Origin of the sequence: Massilia sp. Bi118 (assembly GCF_918697865.1) — a bacterium.
GTDB lineage: Bacteria > Pseudomonadota > Gammaproteobacteria > Burkholderiales > Burkholderiaceae_D > Telluria.
Window position 1 is genome coordinate 1 of sequence record NZ_CAKKMV010000029.1, and the last position, 24,350, is coordinate 24,350.

At 64.8% G+C, this 24,350-nt stretch carries 23 protein-coding genes and 1 pseudogene; 11 read left to right on the top strand and 13 right to left on the bottom strand.

Features of this window, described 5'->3' with window-relative positions:
* Window positions 1-327: 327 nt before the first annotated feature.
* Window positions 328-984, bottom strand: a complete 657-nt coding sequence (ribA, locus tag LQV39_RS25530; protein WP_230030003.1) for a GTP cyclohydrolase II — start codon at window positions 982-984, stop codon at window positions 328-330.
* Window positions 985-1,156: 172 nt separating this feature from the next.
* Between ribA and LQV39_RS25535 the strand changes: the two genes are divergently transcribed.
* A complete protein-coding gene (locus tag LQV39_RS25535) occupies window positions 1,157-3,448 on the top strand; it encodes an ATP-binding protein (protein WP_230030004.1) in 2,292 nt (763 codons plus the stop codon).
* Here LQV39_RS25535 and LQV39_RS25540 read toward each other — a convergent pair.
* Window positions 3,445-3,735 carry a hypothetical protein gene (locus LQV39_RS25540; RefSeq protein WP_230030005.1) on the bottom strand — a complete coding sequence of 97 codons (291 nt, stop codon included), beginning with the start codon at window positions 3,733-3,735 and terminating at the stop codon, window positions 3,445-3,447. The two genes, LQV39_RS25535 and LQV39_RS25540, sit on opposite strands and share 4 nt — an antisense overlap.
* Before the next feature lie 395 nt (window positions 3,736-4,130).
* On the opposite strand from LQV39_RS25540, the gene LQV39_RS25545 reads away from it, so the two are divergent.
* Window positions 4,131-4,499, top strand: a complete 369-nt coding sequence (locus tag LQV39_RS25545; protein WP_230030006.1) for a response regulator — start codon at window positions 4,131-4,133, stop codon at window positions 4,497-4,499.
* A gap of 4 nt (window positions 4,500-4,503) precedes the next feature.
* On the opposite strand, the gene LQV39_RS25550 is transcribed toward LQV39_RS25545, so the two are convergent.
* Window positions 4,504-4,881 carry a nuclear transport factor 2 family protein gene (locus LQV39_RS25550; protein WP_307727874.1) on the bottom strand — a complete coding sequence of 126 codons (378 nt, stop codon included), beginning with the start codon at window positions 4,879-4,881 and terminating at the stop codon, window positions 4,504-4,506.
* Between the two features lie 306 nt (window positions 4,882-5,187).
* Here LQV39_RS25550 and LQV39_RS25555 point away from each other — a divergent pair, with 306 nt between their 5' ends.
* Window positions 5,188-5,910: a response regulator transcription factor gene (locus LQV39_RS25555; RefSeq protein WP_230030008.1), complete on the top strand. Its 723-nt coding sequence runs from the start codon at window positions 5,188-5,190 to the stop codon at window positions 5,908-5,910.
* Here the strand turns inward: LQV39_RS25555 and LQV39_RS25560 are convergent.
* The 8 genes from LQV39_RS25560 to LQV39_RS25595 all read right to left on the bottom strand — a co-directional run bounded on the left by LQV39_RS25560 (window position 5,907) and on the right by LQV39_RS25595 (window position 14,941).
* Window positions 5,907-8,231, bottom strand: a complete 2,325-nt coding sequence (locus LQV39_RS25560; RefSeq protein ID WP_230030009.1) for a bifunctional diguanylate cyclase/phosphodiesterase — start codon at window positions 8,229-8,231, stop codon at window positions 5,907-5,909. The genes LQV39_RS25555 and LQV39_RS25560 overlap by 4 nt on opposite strands.
* 25 nt (window positions 8,232-8,256) lie before the next feature.
* Complete coding sequence (locus tag LQV39_RS25565; protein WP_230030010.1) at window positions 8,257-8,901, bottom strand: methylamine utilization protein; 645 nt, start codon at window positions 8,899-8,901, stop codon at window positions 8,257-8,259.
* A gap of 8 nt (window positions 8,902-8,909) precedes the next feature.
* Window positions 8,910-9,368, bottom strand: coding sequence for a nuclear transport factor 2 family protein (locus LQV39_RS25570; RefSeq protein WP_230030011.1), 459 nt, complete (start codon window positions 9,366-9,368; stop codon window positions 8,910-8,912).
* A gap of 115 nt (window positions 9,369-9,483) precedes the next feature.
* Complete coding sequence (locus LQV39_RS25575; protein WP_230030012.1) at window positions 9,484-11,193, bottom strand: hypothetical protein; 1,710 nt, start codon at window positions 11,191-11,193, stop codon at window positions 9,484-9,486.
* Window positions 11,194-11,199: 6 nt separating this feature from the next.
* Window positions 11,200-12,606: a glycosyltransferase family 2 protein gene (locus tag LQV39_RS25580; RefSeq protein ID WP_230030013.1), complete on the bottom strand. Its 1,407-nt coding sequence runs from the start codon at window positions 12,604-12,606 to the stop codon at window positions 11,200-11,202.
* Window positions 12,603-13,670 carry a HEAT repeat domain-containing protein gene (locus LQV39_RS25585; RefSeq protein ID WP_230030014.1) on the bottom strand — a complete coding sequence of 356 codons (1,068 nt, stop codon included), beginning with the start codon at window positions 13,668-13,670 and terminating at the stop codon, window positions 12,603-12,605. Before LQV39_RS25585 ends, LQV39_RS25580 begins: the two co-directional genes overlap by 4 nt.
* Window positions 13,667-14,050: a response regulator transcription factor gene (locus tag LQV39_RS25590; RefSeq protein ID WP_230030015.1), complete on the bottom strand. Its 384-nt coding sequence runs from the start codon at window positions 14,048-14,050 to the stop codon at window positions 13,667-13,669. The genes LQV39_RS25585 and LQV39_RS25590 overlap by 4 nt, the downstream gene beginning before the upstream one ends.
* Window positions 14,051-14,239: 189 nt before the next feature.
* Window positions 14,240-14,941, bottom strand: coding sequence for a pirin family protein (locus tag LQV39_RS25595; RefSeq protein ID WP_230030016.1), 702 nt, complete (start codon window positions 14,939-14,941; stop codon window positions 14,240-14,242).
* Window positions 14,942-15,377: 436 nt separating this feature from the next.
* Between LQV39_RS25595 and LQV39_RS25600 the strand changes: the two genes are divergently transcribed.
* The gene (locus LQV39_RS25600) at window positions 15,378-15,482 is read left to right on the top strand and encodes an excalibur calcium-binding domain-containing protein (RefSeq protein ID WP_230030025.1); all 105 of its coding nucleotides are present in this window, start codon (window positions 15,378-15,380) and stop codon (window positions 15,480-15,482) included.
* A gap of 13 nt (window positions 15,483-15,495) precedes the next feature.
* Here LQV39_RS25600 and LQV39_RS25605 read toward each other — a convergent pair whose 3' ends face one another.
* Window positions 15,496-15,705 (bottom strand): DUF3820 family protein, encoded by a 210-nt coding sequence (locus LQV39_RS25605; RefSeq protein WP_230030017.1) that lies wholly within the window; start codon window positions 15,703-15,705, stop codon window positions 15,496-15,498.
* 45 nt (window positions 15,706-15,750) lie between these two features.
* On the opposite strand from LQV39_RS25605, the gene LQV39_RS25610 reads away from it, so the two are divergent.
* The 4 genes from LQV39_RS25610 (at window position 15,751) to LQV39_RS25625 (ending at window position 18,962) form a co-directional block, all read left to right on the top strand.
* Window positions 15,751-16,173: a DUF1810 domain-containing protein gene (locus tag LQV39_RS25610; protein ID WP_230030018.1), complete on the top strand. Its 423-nt coding sequence runs from the start codon at window positions 15,751-15,753 to the stop codon at window positions 16,171-16,173.
* Window positions 16,170-16,754 carry a cysteine dioxygenase gene (locus LQV39_RS25615; protein ID WP_230030019.1) on the top strand — a complete coding sequence of 195 codons (585 nt, stop codon included), beginning with the start codon at window positions 16,170-16,172 and terminating at the stop codon, window positions 16,752-16,754. Before LQV39_RS25610 ends, LQV39_RS25615 begins: the two co-directional genes overlap by 4 nt.
* A gap of 68 nt (window positions 16,755-16,822) precedes the next feature.
* Entirely contained in the window at window positions 16,823-18,430 is a 1,608-nt protein-coding gene (locus LQV39_RS25620; RefSeq protein ID WP_230030020.1) for an NYN domain-containing protein, read from the top strand.
* Window positions 18,431-18,521: 91 nt separating this feature from the next.
* Window positions 18,522-18,962, top strand: a complete 441-nt coding sequence (locus LQV39_RS25625) for a hypothetical protein (RefSeq protein ID WP_230030021.1) — start codon at window positions 18,522-18,524, stop codon at window positions 18,960-18,962.
* 72 nt (window positions 18,963-19,034) lie between these two features.
* On the opposite strand, the gene LQV39_RS25630 is transcribed toward LQV39_RS25625, so the two are convergent.
* Window positions 19,035-20,285 (bottom strand): FRG domain-containing protein, encoded by a 1,251-nt coding sequence (locus tag LQV39_RS25630; RefSeq protein WP_230030022.1) that lies wholly within the window; start codon window positions 20,283-20,285, stop codon window positions 19,035-19,037.
* Between the two features lie 200 nt (window positions 20,286-20,485).
* Here LQV39_RS25630 and LQV39_RS25635 point away from each other — a divergent pair, with 200 nt between their 5' ends.
* The 3 genes and pseudogenes from LQV39_RS25635 to LQV39_RS25645 form a co-directional block, all read left to right on the top strand.
* The gene (locus LQV39_RS25635) at window positions 20,486-21,961 is read left to right on the top strand and encodes a sodium:solute symporter (RefSeq protein ID WP_230030023.1); all 1,476 of its coding nucleotides are present in this window, start codon (window positions 20,486-20,488) and stop codon (window positions 21,959-21,961) included.
* A gap of 89 nt (window positions 21,962-22,050) precedes the next feature.
* Window positions 22,051-23,922, top strand: coding sequence for a signal peptide peptidase SppA (gene sppA / locus LQV39_RS25640; protein WP_230030024.1), 1,872 nt, complete (start codon window positions 22,051-22,053; stop codon window positions 23,920-23,922).
* Window positions 23,923-24,092: 170 nt separating this feature from the next.
* Window positions 24,093-24,350: pseudogene (locus LQV39_RS25645) on the top strand (hypothetical protein); the annotation flags it as partial.

Below are 24,350 nucleotides of genomic sequence, written 5' to 3' on the forward strand. Positions count from 1 at the left end.
GTGGTGGCGGGCGGGGTGGCCGGCGGAATCACCAGCGGCGGCTGGGGCGCCGGCTTGGCCGTGCCGCCGGTGGCGGGGCTTTTTTGCGCGACCGGGGCTGCGCCGGCGATGCCGCAGGCGAGGCACAGGAGGATGGCGATTGTTGGCAGGCGCATGCCTGCGATCTTGCCAGAAGTATCAGGAAGGCAGCGCCGCTATAGAAGAAAAACCTTGCACCGTCGTCCCCGCGAAAGCGGGGATCCATGCTGAGCTTCCGAAGTCCGTATTCCTGATATTCAGTATGGGCTCCCGCTTTCGCGGGAACGACGGGGGTAGCCGCGGCAGCGGTTACAGCTCGCCGTCCAGCACCGGCTCCGCCGACGGCGTCATCATATGCCCCAGCTTCGCCTGCTTGGTGTTCAGATAGCCGTTGTTGAAGGCATTGCGGTTCACCAGCAGCGGCACGCGCTCGGCGACGTCGAAGCCCAGGCGGGTCAAAGCGTCGATCTTGCGCGGGTTGTTGGTCATCAGGCGCACGGCTTCGATGCCGAAGTGCTGCAGCATCGGCCGCACCAGCTCGTAGTTGCGGGCGTCGGCGTGGAAGCCCAGCTGCAGGTTGGCTTCGACCGTGTCGGCGCCGGCTTCCTGCAGGCGGTAGGCGCGGATTTTATTCACCAGGCCGATGCCGCGGCCTTCCTGGCGCAGGTAGAGCAGGATGCCGCGGCCTTCGGCGGCGATCTTCTTCAGCGCGCCTTCCAGCTGGGCGCCGCAGTCGCAGCGCTGCGAGAACATCACGTCGCCGGTCAGGCACTCGGAATGGATGCGCATCAGCGGCGGTTCGCTGGTGGACAGGTCGCCCAGGGTCATGGCCAGGTGCTCCTTGCCGGTCGCATGTTCCACGAAGGCGTGCAGCGTGAACTGCGCCCACGGCGTCGGCAGGGTGCACGACGTGACGTAGTCGACGAGGTTGGACGCGCTGTTAAGCGGGGCGGCGTTGTCTTGCATGACTGGTTCCTGGAACAATGACGTTATCAACCTGGGGTTGACCCCAAAGTAAACCGCAAGTTTACCGGAAATCCGACACTCCCGTGCGGCCCCGGCCCGCGCCGGAAGGATTTGTATCCGTACGGCATCGTCGTATGCTAGGCTGGCGACGGCTTTTTCCTCGACGACCGCGATGCCGACTTCCCGACCCTTTCCCCGCAACCTGCTCCCGCGCCGCCTTGCCGCCTGGCTGGCGCTCGCCTTCACCCTGCTGTCCTTCCTGCTGTCCGTGCTGCTGGTCACCGTGATCGAACGCCGCAACACGGAGCAGGTCAAGTCCAGCATCGGCCACGGCCTGGAAGAGCTGGCCCTGCAGACCTCCGACAAGCTCGAGCGCGGAATGTACGAACGCTACCGCGAAGTGCGCCTGATTTCCCAGCGCCGCGGCCTGCGCCCGGAGACGCCGATGACGCGCCGCCGCGAGACCCTCGACCAGTTGCAGGACAGTTATGGCTACTACAGCTGGATCGGCATCGCTGGCCTGGACGGCAAGGTGCAGGTGGCGGCCAAAGGCCTGCTGGAGGGCGCCGACGTGTCGAAGCGGCCCTGGTTCAAGGATGCCCTGAACGGCAAGCACGCCGGCGACGTGCACGAGGCGGTGCTGCTGGCCAAGCTCCTGCCGCAGCAGGCCGAGCCCTGGCGCTTCGTCGACGTCGCCTTCCTGGTGCCGGACGAGCACGGCCTGCCGCAGGGCGTGCTCGGCGTGCACCTGTCCTGGCAATGGGCGCGCGACGTCGAGCGCTCGGTCATCGCGCCGATCGCGGCGCGGCGCCAGGTCGAGGCCCTGATCGTCGACGCCGGGGGCAAGGTCCTGCTCGGCCCGCCCGGCGCGCAGGGCGGCACCCTGTCGCTGGCCAGCCTGAAGGCGGCGCAGACCGGCACCGGGGCCGGCTACCTGGTCGAGAAGTGGCCGGACGGCGGTTCCTGGCTGGTCGGTTACGCGCGCGGCCACGGCCACGCCGAATATCCCGGCATGGGCTGGACCGTGCTGGTGCGCCAGAAGGCCGACGACGCCTACGCGCCGGTGCGGCGCCTGAGCGAATACGGCCTGGCCGCCGGCGTCCTGCTGGCGGCCCTGTGCTCGCTGGCGGGCGTCGTCATCGCCCGCCGCATCACCCGTCCGCTGGACGAGCTGGCGCATTCGGCGCAGCGCATCCGCAAAGGGGAGCCCGTGACCATCGACTCGGGACGCGGCGGCTACGAGGAAGTCGAAGCCCTGTCCGGCACCCTGAACGTGCTGGTGGAAGACCTGGTGCGCCGGCGCAGCGAACTGGAAGACCTGAACGCCACGCTGGAGCTGCGCGTCGAGCAGCGCACCGTCGAGCTGGAACAGGCGCTGGCGACCGTGCGCGCCAGCCAGCAGCGCATCGTGAACATCATCGAGACCGCCCAGGACGCCTTCATCAGCGTCGACCTCGACGGCCGCATCACCGACTGGAACTCGGCCGCGCAGGCGCTGCTGGGCTGGAGCCGCCAGGAGGCCGTGGGCCAGCTGCTGTTCGAGCTGGCGATCGCCGAACGCCACCGGCCGGCGGCGCGCCAGGCGCTGCAGCATTTCCGCGACACCGGCCTGCTCGACCTGCTCGACGGCCGCGTCGAGCGCACCCTGGTGCGGCGCGACGGCGTCGAGATCACGGCCGAGATGACGGTCGGCCTGGTCGGCACCGGCAATGGCGTGTTCTTCAGCGTGTTCCTGCACGACGTTTCGCAACGCAAGGAAGTCGAGCGCATGAAGAACGAGTTCGTCTCCACCGTCTCGCACGAGCTGCGCACGCCGCTGACCGCGATCAGCGCCTCGCTGTCGCTGCTGAATATGGGAATGGCGGGCGAGCTGCCGGCGGACGCCAAAGGCCTGGTCGACGTCGCCAGCGCCAGCTCGGAGCGCCTGGTGCGCCTGATCGGCGACGTACTCGACATCCAGAAGATGGAAGCGGGACAGATGGACTACCGGCGCGAAGACCAGGGCATGCTGCGCATCGTCGAGGGCGCGGTGGCGGCCATGGACAGCTTCGCCGCCCAGGCCGGCGTCACGCTGGCCTTCGAGGCCGGGGAAGGCGCCGGCAAGCTGCGCGCCGAAGTCGACCACGACCGCATCACCCAGGTGCTGACCAACCTGCTGTCGAACGCGATCAAGTTTTCCGAGCCGGGCAGCGAGGTGCTGACGCGCCTGAGCGATGAAGGCGGGAAGTTGAGGATCGCCGTGATCGACCACGGCACCGGTATCCCGGAAGCCTTCCGCGGACGGATCTTCCAGCGCTTCGCCCAGGCCGATTCGGCGGACTCGCGCAAGAAGGGCGGCACCGGGCTGGGCCTGAGCATCTGCCAGACCATCGTCGAGGAGCATGGCGGCCGGATCTGGTTCGAGACAGCGGAAGGCGAGGGGACGAGCTTCTTCGTGGAGCTGCCGGCGACTGTCCTGCCCTAGTCGATCGCCCGTCTTCGCCGCTCGGCAGCAGTACAGGACGGCAGAAGAAGCTGCCCGGTACGGGGCAGACCGGCATCGATGATCTTGTTGAGTTCATCGATGGCAAAAGGCCGATAGAGTACCGCGTTGACCCCTTGATTCCCGGGAGCGGCCTGTAACGCCGGTCCCGGATCGGCCAGCAGCACGATGAAGGCTTCCGGCGAACAGCGTTTCAATTCCCCTGTCAAAGAGCGTCGATCGTCATGATTCACCGCCGTACAGGTCAGGATCAGATCGAATTGAATCATGTGTGCCGCATGTAAAGCCTTTTTGGGACTGAATACAGGCGTTACCAGATAGCCAATTGATGAAACGATATTCGCAGTCTTATTGCAGAGTTCCGAATTTTTTTCCAAGACTAAAGCGTATCTCATACTTCCATCCCTCGAATACTTATTGATTATTTGAGATTAAGTATGTGCACATTATTTTTCTTTAATGGTAAAGATAGCACAGGAGCCCGATTCTTAAAAAGGCATTTGCAAGGCGTAGTCGCTGATCGCTCGCCTGTCGCAATTACCTGGCGGGGCAAACGATTGCGTGAAAAATAAACTGGTTTTCTGGAAGGATAAGCAGTTATCATGTTTATGCAGTTCGGGTTCATTAGTTAATGAACATGCTAACTCACTTGCGGGAACACGAAATGAGCGATACGTCCGGGCACTTTTGCTCCAAAATTCTACTCGTCGATGACGAACCGGACGGAGCGGAATTTGCAGCGACATTGTTTGGTGCGCATGGCTTGATCGTACTTATTGCACATTCCGCAAAGGAAGCGCTTCAAGTTCTGCGTGATCAGAAAGACATCGATGCCGTGTTGACCGATGTGATGATGCCCAGCATGAGCGGACTGGAATTGGCGAAGGCTATTCATCAAGAATATCCGCGGATCAAGATCGTCTTGGTGTCGGGATATGCACCTCCCGAACAATTAAATGAGAAAGAGCGGGCTTATTTATTCGCGGAAAAGCCCTATCGGATCGAACACGTGCTGAAGCTATTACGCGCTTAGTGTCTCAAGGATCGTAGCTGAGCACCCGCAACAGCTTCCACTGCCCGCCCTCGCGCTCCCACATCATCGAGAACCGGTACACGCTGCAGCCTTCAGGCTCGCCGGGCGGCTTGTTGCAGAAGCGGTGCTTCCCGATGTGCATGGCATGGTTCGGGCCGGCAGGGAAGATTTCCACGGTTTCCGGCATGGCAATGCGGCGCACGCGGTTCGGCGATTTGAAATTCTTTTCGAAGATTGCGATGTTGTCGGCATAGCCGGTGACGCCTGTGCGGTCGTGGTAGAACTCCAGGCGCGGGCTGAAGCCCTCCTTCATGGGGCCGATGTCGCGGTCGTTCAGGCCGCCGAAAAGGCGAGCGTCCGCGGCCGTGATCTCGGCCTCCAGCTAGGCCCGCGCCGGATCCTTCGAGACCGCCGTTGCCGCCGTGCAGCTCTCCATCAGGCAGAGCGCCACCATCGCTTTGTTCATCCAAATCTCCTTTCAGGGAAAGTCCCGACTATGCCGAATTTGTATGGCCGGATGCACGCCAAATCTGACGAAAGAGCCGATCGCGTGGTCTAACGGTGGGATAGCACTGACGGGTGGTGTTGCTGGAAATGCGGAATTTGTTGAAAGACTGCTTTAACGCAAATTTCTAACGATATAATTATTCGGCATCATTCTTCGTGCAGATCGACCTGGAGCAAAGCGATGATCCGGACCCTGATGGCAGAAGCAAATCCTGTTGCGCGGCTGGGCATGCGCTCGCTGCTCGGCGCGCATGCGGATGTGCTGGAAATCGACGAAGCAGGCAGCCTCGACGAGCTGCTGGGCAAGCTGCGCGAACGCTACTACGAATTCATCATCGTCGAGCCGGCGATGTCCGGCGCCGGCACATCGCTGGTCGGCCGCCTGCGCGAGCTTTCTCCCTGGTCGAACCTCCTGGTCCTGACTGAGCTCGACGAATTGAGCTTTGGCGTCGATGCGATTCGTGCGGGGGCGAAAGGTTATCTGATGAAGACCGCTACACGCGACGAAATGCGGACCGCCGTGAGGCGCGTTGCCAACGGCAGGCTGTATTTCAGCAAAGCGCTGGCGACCGAGATCGAACATTGCGCGCGAAAATTCGACGGTCGCAACAAGCCGCACGAAAGCTTTCGCAAGCGCGAGTTCCAGGTGTTCTCGCTCACCGTATGCGGGATGACGCCGATTGAAAGCGCGTACGTCCTGCAAATGCGTACGGAACAAGTGGCTGACTTCAGGCACAGCGTCATGTCGCGCCTTGGCGTGAAGACGCCGCATGAGATGGTCGAGTATGCGACCCAGCAGGGTCTGCTGCCGGAGTGCCGCAATGTCAGCAGCGAACTGTGGGCAGGCCGCTACGGCCAGCATGGCGTGATGCCCGAATCGGGCCGGGCGCCGGTCTCCGCCTAGGCGCCAGCTGATGCCGCCACGCCCTGCGCCGCAATCCGGGCCGCCAGCTCGGCGGCCGGCGCCGGCTTCGAGATGAAGTAGCCCTGCGCCACGTCGCAGCCGTTGGCGCGCAGCCATTCCAGTTCCTGTTCCGTCTCGACGCCTTCGGCCACCACTGACAGCCCCAGCGCGTGGCTGAGCATGATGGTGGACTGGACGATGGCGGCATTGCGCGGCGAATCGGCGATTGCGGTGACGAAGCTGCGGTCGAGCTTCAGTTCGTTCACCGGCAGGCTTTTCAGGTAGGCCAGCGAGGCCTGGCCGACGCCGTAGTCGTCGATCGAGAGTTTGACGCCGAGCGCCGCCAGCGCATTCAGGTGGGCCAGCGCCAGCGCCGGCTCGTCCATCAGGGCGCTCTCGGTGATCTCGAGGCACAGGCTGGAAGCAGGCACCTGGTGGAATTCGAGCAGGGCATGCACGCGCCGCGGCAGCTCCGGATCGAGCAGGTCCAGCGTCGACAGGTTGGCCGACACCGCGATCTCCAGGCCCTCGCTGCGCCACTGCGCCAGCTGGCGGATCGCGGCGTCCAGTACCCACGGCGTGACTTCGCGGATGAAACCGGTCTGCTCGGCAAAGGGGATGAAGCTGCCCGGCGGGACCATGCCGCGCTCCGGATGGCGCCAGCGCAGCAGCGCCTCTACCGCATTGACGCGTCCGGTCCTGAAGTCGAGCTTGGGCTGGTAGGCCAGCGTGAATTCGCCGCGCTCCATGGCCGCGCGCATGTCGCCGATCAGGGACAGCTGTTCCGGCGCGGGCTCGGCGCCGGCCTCGTGGGCGAAGGCCAGGCCGGAACGGCGCCGCTTGGCCGCGGCCAGCGCCAGCTCGGCGCGCCGCAGCAGGGTGCTGGCATCCAGCCCGTCCTGCGGATACAAAGAGATGCCGATGCTGCCGCCGATGTCGAGGCGCTGGCCGTCCAGCGTGATCGGGTCGCGCAGCTGCTCCAGCACGGCGCCGGCAAAACTGCGCGCGCAATCCTCGGTCTCGATCTCGAGCAGGAAGGCGAAGTGGTCGCCCCACAGGCGCGCCACCATGACGGGCCGCCGCTCCAGGGTCGAGATGCGCTCGCCGACCTCGCGCAGCAGGCGGTCGCCGACCTGGTAGCCGAGCGCGTTGTTGATCATGGCGAAGCGGTCGATGTTCAGCACCGCCACCGCGCGCGGCACGCCGGCCGGCAGGCGCGCGAAGGTTTCGAGGAAGCGCGTGCGGTTGGGCAGGTCGGTCAGGCTGTCGACGTAAGCGAGGCGCACGATGCGCTCTTCGCGGCTGGCGATGCCGTCGCGCATATGGGCGAAGCTGGTGGCCAGCCGGCCGATCTCGTCCTGCGGCAGGGCCGGCAGGGCCTGGCCGTAGTCGCCCTGGGCGATGCGGTGGGCGGCGGTCGACAGCTGGTCCAGCGGCCGCACGATGCGCCGCGCCAGCGTGAAGCTGCCGAGCGCGAACACCAGGATGGCGGTGCCGATCACGCCCAGCAGGCGCGCCTGCAGCAGGTTGAAAGGCGCCTGGACCTGGGCCACCGGCAGCTGCAGCACGGCCTGGGTGGCGCCGTCGAGCGGCAGGCGCATGGTGCGGTAAGGTTCGCCGCCGACCTCGAGCAGCTCCTGCTGGCCGGCGGCCGGCAGGTGGTTCAGGGCCAGGGCGGCGCGGCGCGGCGCGTCGAAGGAGGAAGCCAGCAGCACCGGGCCGTGCGCGCCGAAGCGCACCATGTGCACCGCCAGGCCGGTCACCTCGGCCATGTCGCGCGCCCAGCGGTCGTCGACCTGGAAGGCCATCGCCACCCAGGCGATGCGGCGCGGCGCCATGATCGGCACCAGCACCACCTGGTACAGCTGGCCGTTGCGCATCTGGCGAAAACCCGCGCTGCGTCCGCTCTTTTCGGCCTCGAGCAGCAGGTCGGGGAAGGCGAAGGCGTCGCCGGGGCCGGTGGGACGCTGGGAGCTGGCGATCAGGGCGCCGTCGATGCCGGCCACCATCATGACCTGGGCGTGGATGCGCTGGCCATGGTTGCCGATCACCGAGCGCATGGTGGGCTGGTCCTGGGTCGCGATCGCCTCGCGGAAGGCGAAATCGGCGGACAGCACGCCGGCCGCGGTCTCGAGCTGGTGCTGGTTCTGTTCGAGCAGGCGCTGGAAGACCTTGGCGCCGACCGCCAGTTCGTTCTGGCCTTCGCTGCCGACGATGCGCGCGCTGCTGTCGCGCACCAGGGCCAGCACCAGGGCCATGACCAATACCAGCAGGCCGACGAAGACGAGGACGATGCGGCGCTGGAGCGAAGTCGGGACCATGGGTGATGCCTGGTTGTGCTGAGTATTAGTATTGGTCCTGGTCGACCGCCGTATGCGGCTTGGGCTCGCGGGCCCGCGCATCCAGCACCAGCCTGAGTTTTTGCGCGGCCGCGCCTACGTCGATCTCGCTGGCGGCGGCCTGCGCTTTCTGCAGCGGGTGCCACAGCCGCAGGCGGTAGCGGCCGGCGGGCAGGTTGGCGATGGCTACCCGACCATCGGGGCCGGTCTTGCCGAAGTACGGCGTCTCGACCACCAGCACATAGGCTTCCATCCAGTCGTGGATATTGCAGCCGATGATGACTTCACCCGGCTTGTCGAAGGTGATCGGCTGGCCGGGCTTGCCCGCGTACAGCTTGATCTCGAAGCGCTTGGGTTGGGAGAAGGAGTAGACGTGGTGGCGCACCGTGTCGTTGTTCGGGAAATCGACCGAGGCGCCGGTCTGGACCACGGTCACCCAGGGCGCGAATTCCTGGCCGCGCTGCTCGATGACGGCATGCGGACGGTTCTTCGGTGCGGCTGCCGGACCGGCCAGCGGCTCGAGCAGCACGGCGGCGTCAAGCAGCGGCTTGCCGGCCGGCGTCTGCACCAGCGCCTCGAGTGCGGCGGCGCCGGCCGGACTGGCGGCGAGGGATAGGGCCAACAGTGCCGGCAACAGCGCACGCACGGACATCGTTTTCCTTACTGGTCGAGCTGCATGGCTGGCGCGATCTGCCAGAGTTCGGTGGTGAGGTCGCCTTCGCGGTAGGTCAGCACGTGCAGGACCTTGAGCGGCAGCTTGCCGCCGTAGTCGGCGCGCTGCTGTACCGAGGCGCCCTTGGCGTTGGCGAAGGCGCTCAGCTTGCCGAAGCTGACGGGACGCGGCTTGCCGTCATTCACGGCGATGAATTTCTGCCAGACCGCGCGGATCGCTTCCTTGCCGCGGTAGCGGCCATCGAGCGGACCGCCGACCCACTCCATATAGGCGTCGTCGGCGTAATCCTTCATCAGGGCATCCAGGTCGCCGGAGGCAACCGCATCCAAGTGGGCGCGCGCCTTGGCTTCGTCCAGCGGGCCGGCGATGGCGGTGGTGGCGGACAGGCAGGCCGCTGCCGCCAGGGCCAGGCTTGCACAGCTTTGCTTGAGCTTTCGGATCGTCATTTGCGTCTCCTTGTACTTATGCCGGGCTGATTTTATGCCTGGAAATTAATAATACACGGAAACATCTTGACGTTCTATATACATGGGACAACGTTGTATTTGCGCCGTAAATACGCTAGTGGAACTCATGCAGAGCGATGCCGCCGAAGGCTTCGTCCCAGGCGGAGAAATCGCTTTCCAGCCCCGGCAGGAGGCGCAGCAGGGCCGGCTTGTCCTTGTGGAAGGTGGTGGCGCTGCCGTCGATCTCGCGGGACGACTGCAGGCGGAAGACGCCGGCGTGTGCCGGCTCGGCCTGCGGCCCGGTGGGGACCGGTTCCCTGAGCAGCACCAGCACCTGCTCGCCATCGAGCTTCAGGCGCAGCAGCTGGGCCGCTTCGCCCGCCTCGGCGCGCACATAGCGGCGCTGGGTCTCGGGCGCGATTTCGCCGGCTTCCAGCGCGATCCGCACCTGCTTGCGGTGGCGTACGCCCCAGTCGAGGAAGGGTAGCGCGAATGCCGTCACCTGGGCCGGGTCGGTGCGGTAATCCATCACGGCCAGCGCGTCGACCAGCGGCGCCAGACCGTCCAGCAGGGCGGTCCGTGCATCCCACCAGAAGGGCACCACCAGTTCCAGGCGCAGGCTGCCGGCGGCCGTGCGCAGGGTGCGCGCCATGGCCAGGTAGCGCGCGTCCCAGTCGATCCTGCCGCTGCCGTATTCGGGCAGCAGATAGGGTTCGACGTCGAACTGCAGGCCGCCCAGGCGCGCGGCCGGCTCCACGCTGGCGTTGTAGGCGGCGTAGGCATGCGCCAGGCGTGCCAGCGCCGGCTGCTGCTCGGGGAGGACCATGTGCGGGTCGCCGTCCACGCTCAGCACGCGGATGCCGCGCTTGCCCGCGGCGCGGATGAAGGCCGCCAGCGCGGCAGGCTCGCGCACCGCGTCGTTCTTGAAGGGGACGGTGATGAAGAGATCGCGTACCTCGTGCGCCGCGGCCCAGTCGAGCAAACGCGGACCATGCTCGCGCCAGTCTGCGGCCTTCCATACCCAGGTCGAGCGCGCGGCGGGTTTCCTGTCCGCCACCGGATCGGGCTCGAGGGCCAGCGAGGCGATCGTCACGCTCGCTGCCTGCGCCGGGCATTGCAGGACGAAGTGGCGCCAGGAGGCGGGATCGAGTGCTTTCGGCAGCGCGAACATGAAGGGTTCCGTGCTGGCGGACATACGCGCCGGCAGCTGGCCGAGCGTTAGCGCGGTTTCTCGTTCGGTCTGCGCGGCGTCGGCCGCCTGCAGCGTGAAGCCGGCGCCGCCGGAATACGATGCCGCCAGCCGCAGGCGCGCACGCGGCAGGAACCAGGGTCCGCTGAGCAGGACCCCGGCCGGACGCGTGCCGGCGCCACAGCCCACCGTCAGCCGGCCCCCTTCGAGCCGGACGCGCACCCGCTCCTCGACGCCGAAGGCGCGCGCCTGCATGCGCTCCAGCAGATTTTCGCGCAGCGGCATCGGGCCCGGCTTCGGCGTGCCCTGGCGAGTCGAAGGCAGCACGTGCTCGCTGACGGCGAAGCGGCCTTCGCGCACGCGGCCGTGCAGCAGGATGGTGCGTTCGGGCTCTTCGGCGGGCGCCAGCGGAAACAGAGTCTCGACGCGGGCGCCCGCGGGCAGGGCCAGGCTGCGGCAGCCGGGGCGCTCGGCCTGGCTGTCCGCGAACCAGCGCAGCGGCGCGCCATCGGCGCCGGCGGTATCGGCATAAGGCTGCTGCGGCGCCGGCGCGCCCGCCTGCGGGCACAGGTGCAACCAGGCGGCATGGGCGGGGGCTGTCATGGCCAGCAGCAGCGTTAGTAGAAGTCCGCGCATCGGGGCTCAGGCGCCAAGGCTGCCCTTGCGCTTCATGGCGCCCCAGCTGGCTTCCTTCTGGGTCGCCCAGCGGTACAGGCCGATCAGGCGCCACCAGGTGTTCAGCTGGCGGTAGCCGAGGTTCTCGATGAGAACGATGAAGCCCAGCGCCAGCAGCTGCTTGCCGCGCGGGTAGATGTGGAAGGACATCTCTTCCAGCAGCAGGCCGGAGGCGGACAGCAGGACGCCGAGGCCGATCGCGACGAACATGAAGGTCGAAAAGGCCTGCCAGGAGATGGCGCCGGTCAGGAAGGAGACGATCATGAAGAGATAGCCGCCCACTTCGACCACGGGTCCCAGCCACTCAAAAAGTAACATGAACGGGAACGCCAGCCAGCCCGGCACGCCGCCGTTCTTCGAGAAGAACAGGCCCCAGTTGGCGTTCAGGCTCTCGGCCAGGCCGCGCTGCCAGCGGATGCGCTGGTTCTTCAGGGTCTTCAGGTCTTCCGGCGCCTCGGTCCAGCACACCGGGTCCGGCACGAATTCGATGCGGTAGGGCTGGCGCCTTGCGCGCAGCAGGCGGTGCAGGCGCACGATCAGTTCCATGTCCTCGCCGATGGTGTCGGGACGGTAGCCGCCCACGCTGACCACGGCGTCCTTGCGGAACACGCCGAAGGCGCCGGAGATGATCAGCATGCCGTTCACCGCCGACCAGCCGAGGCGCCCGAACAGGAAGGCGCGCAGGTATTCGACCACCTGGAACAGGGCCCACGGGTTGCGCGGCAGGCCGACCTTCGTCAGGAAGCCGCCGGCCACTTCGCAGCCGTTGGCGATGCGGATGGTGCCGCCGGTGGCGACCACGGTCGGGTCGCGCAGGAAGGGCTGGGTCACACGCTCCAGGCTGTCGCGCTGCAGGATCGAGTCGGCGTCGACGCCGCAGAACAGCGGATAGCGCGCGGCGTTGATGCCGGCATTGAGCGAGTCCGCCTTGCCGCCGTTGAACTTGTCGATCACGCGCAAGTTCGGGAATTTCGTCGAGCGGTAGATCGCCTTGATTTCCTTGGTCGGGATCTGGCGGCGGTAGGCTTCCGGGAAGGGCAGCAGGCCGAATTCGCGCTTCAGGACATCGAGGGTGCCGTCCTTCGAGCCGTCGTTGACCACCACCAGCTCGTATTCGGAATAGGTCAGCTGCAGCATCGAACGCACCGAGGCGGCAATGCTCGCTTCCTCGTTATAGGCCGGGACCAGGATGCTGACCGGCGGCTCCAGGCCCGAGTAGGCGCGTGGCAGGTCGTCCAGCATCTCTTCCTGGCCCTTGCGGTGCAGGGTGCGCAGCGACAGCAGGTTCAATACCAGGTAGCCCCCGTTCAGCAGCACGAAGTAGCACAGCACGAACCAGGTGACGAAATCGAGCAGCAGGTGGTGGGAATTCATGCAGCCTCCGTTTCTTCGGCCAGCGCGTCCTGCTCGGCCATCACCTGGGCCAGCATGTCGGCGGCGTAGCGGTCGTCCAGCTTGGCATGCAGCGCGTCGAGGTCGGCGCGCTTCAGCCAGGGCAGTTCGACCAAGGCCTGGGCCGCGCGGTAGCGCACCCACCATTCGCGGTCGGCCAGCATGGCGACCAGGCGCTCGACGTCGCCGCGGTCGCCGACGCGGCCCAGCGCCTTGGCGGCCTGCACCCGCACCTGCCAGTCTTCGTCAAGCAAGAGCGTGCGCACCGGCTCCTGCAGCAGCGGCGTGTTCACGATGCGCAGGGCGGCGGTCACGATGGCGACCTCGCCGCTGGCCAGCGCGGCAGCCAGGGACTCGGCCGGCAGCTCGATGCGCAGGGCTTCGGCGATGCGCAGCGCGCGCGGCAGGCGCTGCGCATTCAGGCGCGGCAGCATCCCGGCCAGCACCGCCGCCACCGGCGTGCCGGCCTGCTGCAGGATGCCGGCCACGTGCGACATGGCCCAGTCCTCGCGTTCGATGAACAGCGGCGTCAGATATTCGGCGGCGGCCTGCGGATCGATGCGCACCAGCGCCCACAGCGCCGTCAGCGACAGCGTCGGGTCGTCCATGCCGGCCAGGCGCAGCAGCTGCGGCCAGGCCTGGCGGTCGCCCAGGTGGCCCAGCATCAGCGCGGCCAGCAGGCGCTCGGTGCGCGCGCGCCGGCCCAGCATGGCGCGCGCTTCGTTGTCCAAACCGAGGCGGCAGGCGATGCCGTTCAGGGCCGCGCCGGCGTCGCCGCGCAGCGAGGCTTGCAGGTGCACCCACAGCTTGATGAAGTGCAGGCGCTCGGAGCCGCGCAAGGGCGGCAGCTGTTGCGGGATCTCGCCGACGATGGCGGCGTTCAGCAGCGGGCGCCAGCGCGCGAGCGTGCGCGCCTTGCGGCGTTCGCGGGCGCGCAGGGCGATGCGCAGGCGGACGATCTGCAGGCCGAGCAGGAGGGTCAGGAGCAGGGCGGCGATGCCGGTCCAGAACGCGGCAGCGAGGATCGGGTCCTCTTTGAAGCTCATGCCGCCGTTTTCAGGAAGCGGCGCAGGCGCGCCAGCAGCTCTTGCGGCTGGAAAGGTTTGATGATGAAGTCGTCGGCACCGGCGTCGAGGGCGCGCACGGTGTCGCGTTCGGTGTTCTTCGCGGTCAGCATGATGACCGGCGTCTCACGCCAGGCGTCCTGGGCGCGGATCAGGGCCACGATCTCGAAGCCGTCCACGTAGGGCAGCATCACGTCGAGCAGCACCAGGTCGGGCGCCGGACTGGCGAGGACGTGGGCGGTGGCGGCGCGGCCGTCGGCGACGTGGGTAACCTGGTAGCCCTGGCGCTCCAGCATGAAGGTCAGGACGTGGGCAATGTGGACGTCATCCTCGACGACGAGGACGGTGGCTTGTGCGCTCATGAAGTGGCCGCGAATAAGTTGCTCTGAGGCTCCATTTTATACCGGCCCGCGAGCAAAACACCGTCCGCGCAAGCTAAATTGTGGCCTGCAAGCGACTACCTTGGGTTACATTTCGCGGATACCGTTGGCAGGCTGTCCAGCTTCGTGGGCAGCCTGCCAACTCAATGCAGCTTATTCAGTGCCGCCGGCTTAGCGCGGCAGGTCGAACAGCAGCAGCTCGGCCGCTTCGGCCTTCGCCAGCGTGACGCGCTCCTCGTCGGCCAGCTTGAGGGCGTCGCCGGTGTTCAGCACCACGCCATTCACCTCGACCCGGCCGCGGATCACGTGGACATAGGCGAGACGCCCGGCGCCCAGGACATGCCCGGCCTGCTCGTCGCCGTTCAGGATGGCGGCATACAGCGAGGCGTCCTGGTGGATCAGCACCGAGCCTTCGCGGCCGTCGCCGGAGGCGATCAGGCGCAGCTTGCCCTGCTTCTCTTCGACGGGGAAATGCTTCTCCTCGTAGCTCGGCGGGATGCCTTGCTGGCCCGGCTGGATCCAGATCTGCAGGAAGTGCACCGGCTCGGTCTTCGAACCGTTGAATTCGCTGTGGCGCACGCCGCTGCCGGCGCTCATGCGCTGCACATCGCCATAGTGCAGCACCGAACCGGTGCCCATGCTGTCCTTGTGCTCCAGCGCGCCATCCAGCACGTAGGAGATGATTTCCATGTCGCGGTGGCCGTGGGTGCCGAAGCCGCCGCCGGGTGCGACGCGGTCTTCGTTGATCACGCGCAGCGGGCCGAAGCCCTGGTGGCGCGGGTCGTAGTAGTCGGCGAAGGAAAAGCTGTGCTGCGAATTCAGCCAGCCGTGGTTGGCGTGGCCGCGGTCTTCACTTTTGCGAATTTCGATCATGGTCTGCTCCTGTGTGTGTTCTCGATGGAAGCCAGTATAGCGAGGCCGGTTCAGGAAGAAAAACGAGTAGTTTTTGGGGTTATGATCGAAAAAATCGAACGCATGCTGAGCAGGTATATCGGTAAAAGCCGGCAGCGCTGAGGTCCAGACGCATGAGAATATTTGTTGGACATCTGCGTTATGCTATGCCGGCTTCGCTGATTACCCACCTGTCCAGACCCGCTTTACGATGATGAGAAAAATAATCTTGTTGGTAATCCTTGTGGCCATGGGCTGGAAGGGGTACGAGAAATATAGTCACGATGCAAAGCAAACAAAAACGGCACCGGAATACGCACTCAGTTCAGAGATTGAGCCCAACGATGTTCCAGGCATCGATTTGAGGGCGTCGAGCCGGTCTACGTTCACATGTGACGGCCGTGTCTATTGCAGCCAGATGAAATCCTGTAACGAGGCAAAATACTTCCTCGAACACTGCCCCGGCGTGAAAATGGATGGCGATCATGATGGCGTCCCGTGTGAGGCGCAGTGGTGCAGCTAGTGCATGGACTGCGCTAGCGCCGCAGCGGATCCAGCAAGCCGCGCAGCGCGTTATGGTCGATCTCATACATCAGTTCCAATAGCTCGCCCAGTTCGCCGCGCGGAAATCCTTCGCGCGCAAACCACGCGAGGTAATGCCCGGGAAGTTCCGCGATCTTCTTGCCCTGGTATTTACCGAAGGGCATTTCGCGGACGAGGAGCAGTTGCAGGTGTTCTGGTTTCATGGTGGCGCCATTGTAGTAGCATGGCCGGAGGAGGAGGGCACCGTCATGGACCTTGAGCACAACCTGCAGCGCTTCGTCGACGCCCAGGAGGGCATCTACGCCACCGCGCTGGCCGAGCTGCGCGCCGGCCACAAGCGCACCCACTGGATGTGGTTCATCTTTCCGCAGGTCGAAGGCCTGGGGCACAGCGAGATGGCGCGGCGCTACGCGATCCGTTCCGCCGACGAAGCCGCCGCCTACCTCGCGCACCCGGTGCTCGGCAAGCGCCTGCGCGAATGCACGGCCAGCGTCGCCATGCACGAGGACCGCGGCGTCGACGAGATCTTCGGCCATCCCGACGACCTGAAATTCCACTCCAGTATGACCCTGTTCGCCGACGTCGCCCCGGACGAGGCGCTGTTCCAGGACTGCCTGGACCGCTTCTTCGACGGCAGGCCGGATGCGGGCACCATGGCGAGGCTGTCATGAACGCAAACCAATTCGCAGCATTGCCCGCATTCGTGCGCGGCATGGAAGCACTGGTCGACCGCGGCGCCGATGAAGCCACGATCCTGCGCGAGGGCCGCGCGCTGCTGGCCGGGTTGATCGCCGAGGATGGCTGGCTGCCGGCGGCCCTGCTCGAGCCGGACCCGGACAGCTACCGCATCCACCAGCTGCACCTCGATTCGGCCGGCCGCTTTTCGGTGTCGGCCATGGTCTGGGGGCCGGGGCAGGGCACGCCCATCCACGACCACACGGTCTGGGGCATGGTGGGCGTGCTGCGCGGAAGGGAACGCTGCGAGGAATTCGCGCCCCTGCTGGAGCCCGGCGGGCCGCTGGTCAGCGGCCATGTGCACGAGCTGGCTCCCGGTGATATCGACCTTGTATCACCCACTATCGGTGATATACATCGCGTATCGAACGCGCTGGCAGACGGCACCTCAGTCAGCATCCACGTGTATGGCGGCGACATCGGCAGCATCGAGCGTTCGCGCTACGACGACACCGGCCGCGCCACCCCCTTCGTCAGCCCCTACGCCGCCTGCCTGCTGCCCGGTCGTGCGAGCTGAGGTGGATCTGCTGTTGTTGCGTATAATCCGCCGGATAGCTCGTTCACCAACACATCTCAATAACAACTATGGCTTCATCTTCAGAAAACATCAGCATGGCGGTGTTCTGCGACTTCGAGAACGTCGCACTCGGCGTGCGCGATGCGAATTACGAGAAATTCGACATCAAGCCCGTCCTCGAACGCCTGCTGCTCAAGGGCAGTATCGTGGTCAAGAAAGCCTATTGCGACTGGGACCGCTACAAAGGCTTCAAGGCGACGATGCATGAAGCGAATTTCGAACTGATCGAGATCCCGCACGTGCGCCAGTCGGGCAAGAATTCTGCCGACATCCGCATGGTGGTGGACGCGCTCGACCTCTGCTACACCAAGGCCCACGTCGACACCTTCGTGATCATCTCCGGGGATTCCGACTTCTCGCCGCTGGTGTCGAAGCTGCGCGAAAACGCCAAGCGCGTGATCGGCGTCGGCGTCAAGAATTCGACCTCGGACCTGCTGGTCGCCAACTGCGACGAATTCATCTTCTACGACGACCTGGTGCGCGAAGTGCGCCGCGCCGCCGCCAAGCGCGACGAGCGCAAGAGCCAGCCGCAGCAGCGGGGCGGCCGTCCTTCCGACGAGAGCAACCGCAAGAAGGAAGAGATGGAAGCGCGCAAGCTGCAGGCGCTGGAGATGGTGGTCGAGACCTTCGACGCTTTGGTGTCCGAGCGCGGCGACACCGGCAAGATCTGGGCGTCGCTGCTGAAGGACACCCTGAAGCGCCGCCGTCCGGATTTCTCCGAGACCTATTACGGCTTCCGCACCTTCGGCAATCTGCTGGAAGAGGCGCAGACCCGCGGCCTGTTCGAGTTCGGCCGCGACGAGAAGTCGGGCACCTATGTCTATCGCAGTACCCAGGCCCTCGAGAGTCTCGGCGCCGTGGCGGAAGCCGATCCGGGACAGGCGGCGTTCGAGGCGGTCGTACGGGAGGCCAACGACGAGCTGGCCGCGGAGACGCAGGGCGAGCAGCCGAGCGAAGTTCCTGCCGCCGCCCGCGAGTCGTCGCGCCGCCGTGGCGGACGCGGACGCAAAGGCCGCGAGCAGGGCAGCGACCTGGCCGCCGAGCAGGCCGCGTTTGCGCAGGAACAGGCAGCGCAGGAAGAGGCCGCGATGGCCAGCTGGCCGGCGCCGACCCCGGACCTGGTCGAAGCCGAAGACGCCGCATCCGCGAGCGTGGCCGCGCAACTGCAGGCTGCCGAAGCGGCCTATGCTGCTTCCGACGCCGTTGAAGCCGCGCCGGAAGCCGCTGCGGAGCAACCGGCCGCCCCGGTGAAGGAACGCCGCCGCGCGCCGCGCAAGCCGTCCACCCGCAAGGCCAGCGCGGCGCAAGCCACGGCCGAAGCGGCTGCGGCGCCCGAGCCTGGCGCCGATAACGCAGCCATCGCTGCCGATGCGGTGGCCGCGGTCGCATCTTCCGCCGGCGCCACCGCGGCAGCCGACGCCGACACCGGCGGCATCACCGACGCCGACCCGTCCGATCCGGCGCCGGCCGATGCCGAAGCCGGCGAGCAGGCCGACGACCAGGCCGCCAAACCGGAGCGCAAGAAGTCCTCGCGTCCGTCCCACAAGGCGCCCTCGCGCAAGCCGGCTGCGCGCACGCGCCGCCCGGCCAAACCGAAGACCCCGGAAGGCGCCTGATCCGGTTCTTACGCGCGCCGGGTCAAGCCGGGTGTGTGCAATAATGACAACGCACACCCTGGCTCGCCCGCCCGCGTAAAGGACCGACATCATGCGACCGCTCACCGGACTGCTCATCGTCTCCGCTGCCCTTGCGGCGCCGCTCGCGGCCGCGGCTGCGCCGCCACCGTCGCCCTCGGCCTCCCATCCGCTGCTGGGCATCTGGGTGCTCAGCATCCCTCAGCTGGGCTGCTCCGAGACCTACCACTTCCGCGGCGACGGCACCACCCTGGTGAAGAGCGCCGGCGAGATCTCGGAAAGCGAGTTCACGGTGGCCGAAAAGCCCAGCGCCAAGGGCTTCTACAAGCTGGAAGACCGGGTCGTGAAGGACAACGGCAAGCAGGACTGCTCCGGTGAGGTCATGCAGATCGGCACCAGGGCCACCAACTACCTGCGCTTCCATCCCTCGGGCGCGCGCTTCGTGATGTGCCGCGAGGAGTCGATGGAGGCGTGCATCGGGCCTTTCGAACGGATGCCGGCGCAGGGGATTTGAGGCATTTCCTATAAAATTCCGTAGCGAAAAGCGATATACCTAAAGCTATTGAGCCTTAAAAAAGCAGGAATTTTATATTGCAATATCGGTAGCGTCTTTCCCTTTCACCGAAGTTAAACGTTCAGTGGGTGCTTCTGGAAGAGGAGGATGTTCTACTGGAGCACGCTTATATGCCATTTCGTGCTTCATCATTCTGCATATACCGTCCAATCCTGGGAACATTGTCGCCCCAGAGAGTCCCATGTAATAAAGGTCTTCAAGCGCCTCCACTGCACATTTGATTGGTACGTCGACTGCTGTAAGCAGTCTCGCTCCGGTATTTTTCTCAATTCCGCAGAGTAACGCTTCGAGGTCAGCTACATTTGTCACTAAAAAGCGTCCTTGTTGAGCGAGTAAGCGCGGATTTTTTCTTGGTGATATCGCGAGGTACGCAACATTTACCGCTGGCGAGGTTAACGTAACCTGTGATGGTGCATGTCGCGTAACTTCTTCACTTAGACCGAAAATTCTGACATGCGTATCATTTATACGATTCTGTCTGTTCTCTAACGCATCGGAAAACGCAAAGAAGGCAGCAACATAGGGCGATGCAGTCCAGTCCAGCAAAGGCGTTGGAAGACCATGGTGCTGAGCTAATCCTAAGACAACGGAAAAATCTTCGGCGTCATTCGGCGCAAACCTGATATCTAATATGGCTTCTGCCAAACCGCGGAAGGTCGGCATTGTTTCATAGCAAAATCTTTCAAGCCGAGAGCGACCTGCCCGATGTAGAGTAGACGATAGCAGAAAATTATTGCTTCCATGGCCACGGAAGTTTTCGAATTGGCCATTTTGTCGCTGCTCACCGGCCCAAATTTTAAATGCGTTCCAGCTATTAAGTTTTTTTGCCTTTACTTTCAATAATTTCGCCGGCGCGCCAAATTGCATTGGCTTGGATCTTCCGGTGTCATCAGTCCAAAAACCGATTAATTGATTATTCTTTTGCTCTAAGTTGCCGTTGAATTTAAAAAGTTTCTCAGCGTCTGGTAGTGGTGTAGGCGCATAAAGCCCTCCGCCATTATCGGCAACGTAAAATCTTATTGGCTTTAATCGATATTTTTGTTCGGTGAGCGGAATCAGTTCTACTAGGACTCCGCCTGGCTGGAGACCTTCGCCATGCCATTGGATCATCGCTTCGAGTGGGCGGTCAGCGTCACGGCAAAGCATGGCAGTTGCGTCGCCATGTTCTGTGCTAATTGAACCGTAGAGCTGGAGTGGAAGTTGTGTTATCTCTCTCATTTTGTACTGAATTCGTCTATATCCCTGATATCTGAGCTTGACCATCAGGCATGTTTTTGTGGTTTAAATTTGTCGAACCGAGCCATATTCTACATCTTAATATTGTTAATTTTGCCATTTTCGAGCGGCGTGGCATCGCGGGCGAGGAAATGGCCAAGGTAACGAGAACAGCTAACGTTAATAGCTCCCTGCGCGGTATCGGTGTATATTGCTCGGCGGTTAGTCATTAGTTATCGGATCCCTTGATGTCCCCGGCACTCCTTTTTTGCATCCTCATCGCGTATTTCGCACTACTGCTCGGCGTCGCCTGGGCGACTTCGCGCAACGCCAACAACGACAGCTTCTTCATCGGTAACAAGAGCAGCAACTGGATGCTGGTCGCCTTCGGCATGGTCGGCACCACGCTCTCGGGCGCGACCTTCATCAGCGTGCCGGGCGCGGTCGGCAGCGACGCCTTCGGCTACGGCCAGGTGCTGATCGGCTATGTGTTCGGCTACGTCGCCGTGGTCTACCTGCTGCTGCCGCTGTACTACCGGCTGAAGCTGACATCGATCTACACCTACCTCGACGGCCGCCTGGGCCGCCGCGCCTACCAGAGCGGGGCGGGCTTCTTCATCCTGTCGCGGCTGACCGGCGCCACCGCGCGCCTGTACCTGGTCGTCGCTGTCCTGCAGAACATCATCCTCGACAGCCTGGGCGTGCCGTTCTGGCTGACCACCTTCGTCATCCTCGGCATGATCCTGCTCTACACCTACCAGGGCGGCGTGAAGACCATCGTCTGGACCGACACCCTGCAGACCACCTGCATGCTGGTCGGCCTGTTCGCCTGCGTCGCCTTCATGCTGGGCCAGCTCGACCTGACGATCCCGCAGGCCCTGCAGCAGATGCACGAGCGTGGCCTGTCGCGCGTGTTCACCCTCGATCCCGACAGCCCCAGTTTCTGGCTGAAGCAGATCGTGGCCGGCGCCTTCATCGTGCTGACCATGACCGGCATGGACCAGGAGATGATGCAGAAGACGATCTCCGTGAAGACCCTGGGCGACTCGCAGAAGAACCTGCTGAGCCTGACCGCGGTGCTGGTGGTGGTGCTCTCGAGCTTCCTGTTCCTGGGCGGCCTGCTGTATCTGTACGCGCCTGTCGCGGGCGTCACCGCCACCGGCGACAAGATCTTCTCGACCGTGGTCATGGGCCATCTGCCGGCCGCGGTGCAGATCATCTTCCTGATCGCGCTGATCTCGGCCCTGTTCCCCAGCGCCGACGGCGCCATCACCGCGCTGACGTCCACCTTCTGCATCGATATCCTCGGCATCAAGCGCCGTGTAGACCTGTCGGAAGACGCCAAGCAGCGCCTGCGCCGCCACGTCCACCTCGGCTTTGCGCTGCTGTTCCTGCTGATGGTGCTGTTCTTCAAATGGGTCGACAATCCGAGCATGATCGGCGTGATCCTGAAGCTGGCCAGCTATACCTATGGACCGCTGCTCGGCCTGTTCGCCTTCGGCATGATGACGACCCGCACGCTGAACGACCGCCTGGTGCCGGTAGTGACCATCGTCTCGCCCATCCTGTGCGCGCTGCTGGAATACAACCAGCACTACCTGCTCGGCCATTACCGATTGGGCCTGGAGTTGCTTATGCTCAATGGCGCCGTCGTGTATATCGGCTTGTACGCCATCTCGCGCCGCGCCACCATCAAGCCGGCCGTCGCCACGGCTAACCTATAATTAATTCGGGGTCAGAACACTTTTTGTGGCAATTGCCCAAAAAAGTGCTCTGACCCCGAATTCTCGATTTAAAAACTGAGGAAATCAGAATGCCATTCAAGCCAATTTCTGGTCTGCGCCGCGGTTTCGGTTCGCTGTGGCGCGGCATCGATGCCACCCGCCGCTTTGTGCTGAACCTGCTGTTCCTGCTCATCGTGATCCTGCTGCTGTGGGCGATGTTCGGCGGCGGCATCAAGCCGCTGGCGCCGAAGACCGCCCTGGTGATGGACCTGAAGGGCGAGCTGGTCGAAGAGAAGGCCGGCAGCGTGCGCGATTCCGCGGTCGCAGCCTTGAGCGGCAATGCGCGCCGGGTGATCCAGTTGCGCGATGTCCTGACCGCGCTGGATGCGGCCGCCAAGGACTCGAACATCTCCAGCGTCGTGCTGTTCCTCGACGAGATGGATGGCGGCGGCCTGGCCTCGCTGCGCGAATTCGGCGCCGCCGTCGAGCGCGTGAAAGCGGCCGGCAAGACCGTCGTCGCCTGGGGCGGCACCTACGACCAGAAGCGCTACATGGTCGCCTCCCATGCCAACGAGGTCTACCTGCACCCCATGGGCATGGTGCTGATCGAAGGCTTCGGCCGCCACCGCAACTACTACCGCGACGCCCTCGACAAGGTCGGCGTGACGGTCAACCTGATGAAGGTCGGCACCTATAAAAGCTTTGCCGAGCCGTATATCGGCAACGGCCCTTCGCCGGCGGCACAGGAGGCGGACAGCGTGCTCTATAACGCCCTGTGGGCCAACTACACGGCGGAAGTCGAGAAGGCGCGCAGGCTGCCGGCCGGCGCCATCGCCAAGGGCATCGAGGAACTGCCGCAGCGCATGGCGGCCGCCAACGGCAACGCCGGCAAGGTGGCGCTGGACTGGAAGCTGATCGACGGCCTCAAGACCCGCGACGAAGTGCGCGCCCTGATGGTCAAGCGCGGCGAATACGACGCGGCCAACAAGACCTACCGCCACGTGGCCTTCCAGGACTACCTGGACCGCCACCCGCCCAAGCTGCTCGGCGACGCCGTCGCCGTGGTGGTCGCTGCCGGCGACATCACCGAAGGCACGGGCGGCCCCGGCATGGTCGGCGGCATTTCCACCGCCAACATGATCCGCGCCGCGCGCGAGGACAAGCAGGTCAAGGCCCTGGTCCTGCGCGTCAACTCGCCAGGCGGCAGCGCCTACGGCTCGGAGCTGATCCGGCGCGAGCTGGAACTCACGCGTAGCGCCGGCAAGCCGGTGGTGGTGTCGATGGGCGACGTCGCGGCATCCGGCGGCTACTGGATCTCGATGGCGGCCGACGAGGTGATCGCCGACCCGAACACCGTGACCGGCTCGATCGGCGTGTTCGCGATCCTGCCGACCGCCGACAAGGTCGTCGACAAGCTGGGCATCCACACGGCCGGCGTGACCACCACCTGGCTGGCCGACGCCTACAATCCGCTGCGCCCGCTGGACCCGCGCTTCGGCCAGCTGATCCAGTCCAGCATCAACCACATCTACGACGAGTTCACCACCAAGGCCGCCATCGCGCGCCGCACCACGCCCGAGAAGATCGACGCCGTCGGCCAAGGCCGCGTGTGGACGGGCGGCCAGGCCAAGGAACGCGGCCTGGTCGACCGCCTCGGCAGCTACGGCGACGCGCTGCAGTCCGCCGCCAAGCGCGCCCACCTGGAAGGCGACTTCCGCGTGGCCTATACCGAACGCCCGGATACCCTGTTCGAGCGCCTGCTGGAACGCATGGGCGTCTCGGACGCGCAGATCCTGAACGTGCAGGTCAAGCTGGGCATGCTGCCGGCCGACCTGGCGCTGGATGCGCTGCCGGCCGGCGCCACCTCCGGCGTGGCCAGGGACCTGGGCTGGCTGTCGCAGGTGGCCTCGCGCCGCCAGCCTTTTGCGGCGGTGACCCACTGCCTGTGCGACATCCCTTGAGGTTTGTAACAAGTTGTACCTTGTAGCAACTCTTCCCTGAACGGGCGCGGATCCGATCCGCGCCCGTTTTTCGTTGGTCTCCCGGCTTTTTCGCTTCGCATTCAGCGGGCACGACTTCGATTTCTTGGTACGTTACGAAACATAAAGACGAGAGGCTCCGTGCTACATTCGTGAGCAAACTACCAAGGATCAGCATGAACCCGACCGTCACCCCCGACAAGGAAAAGACCACCACCCGTCCCCAGCGCACACGCCGCTCGCGCGTGATCGGCGCGATCGTTGCGATCCTCTGCATGGCCGGCCTGGGCTGGCTGGCCTGGCACCTGACCCACCAGCCGGCGGGCGGGGCGGGCGCCGGTCCCGGCGGCGCAGCGGGTGCGGCGGGTGCGCGCGGACAGAGCGGTGGCGGGCCTGGCGGCGGACGGGGC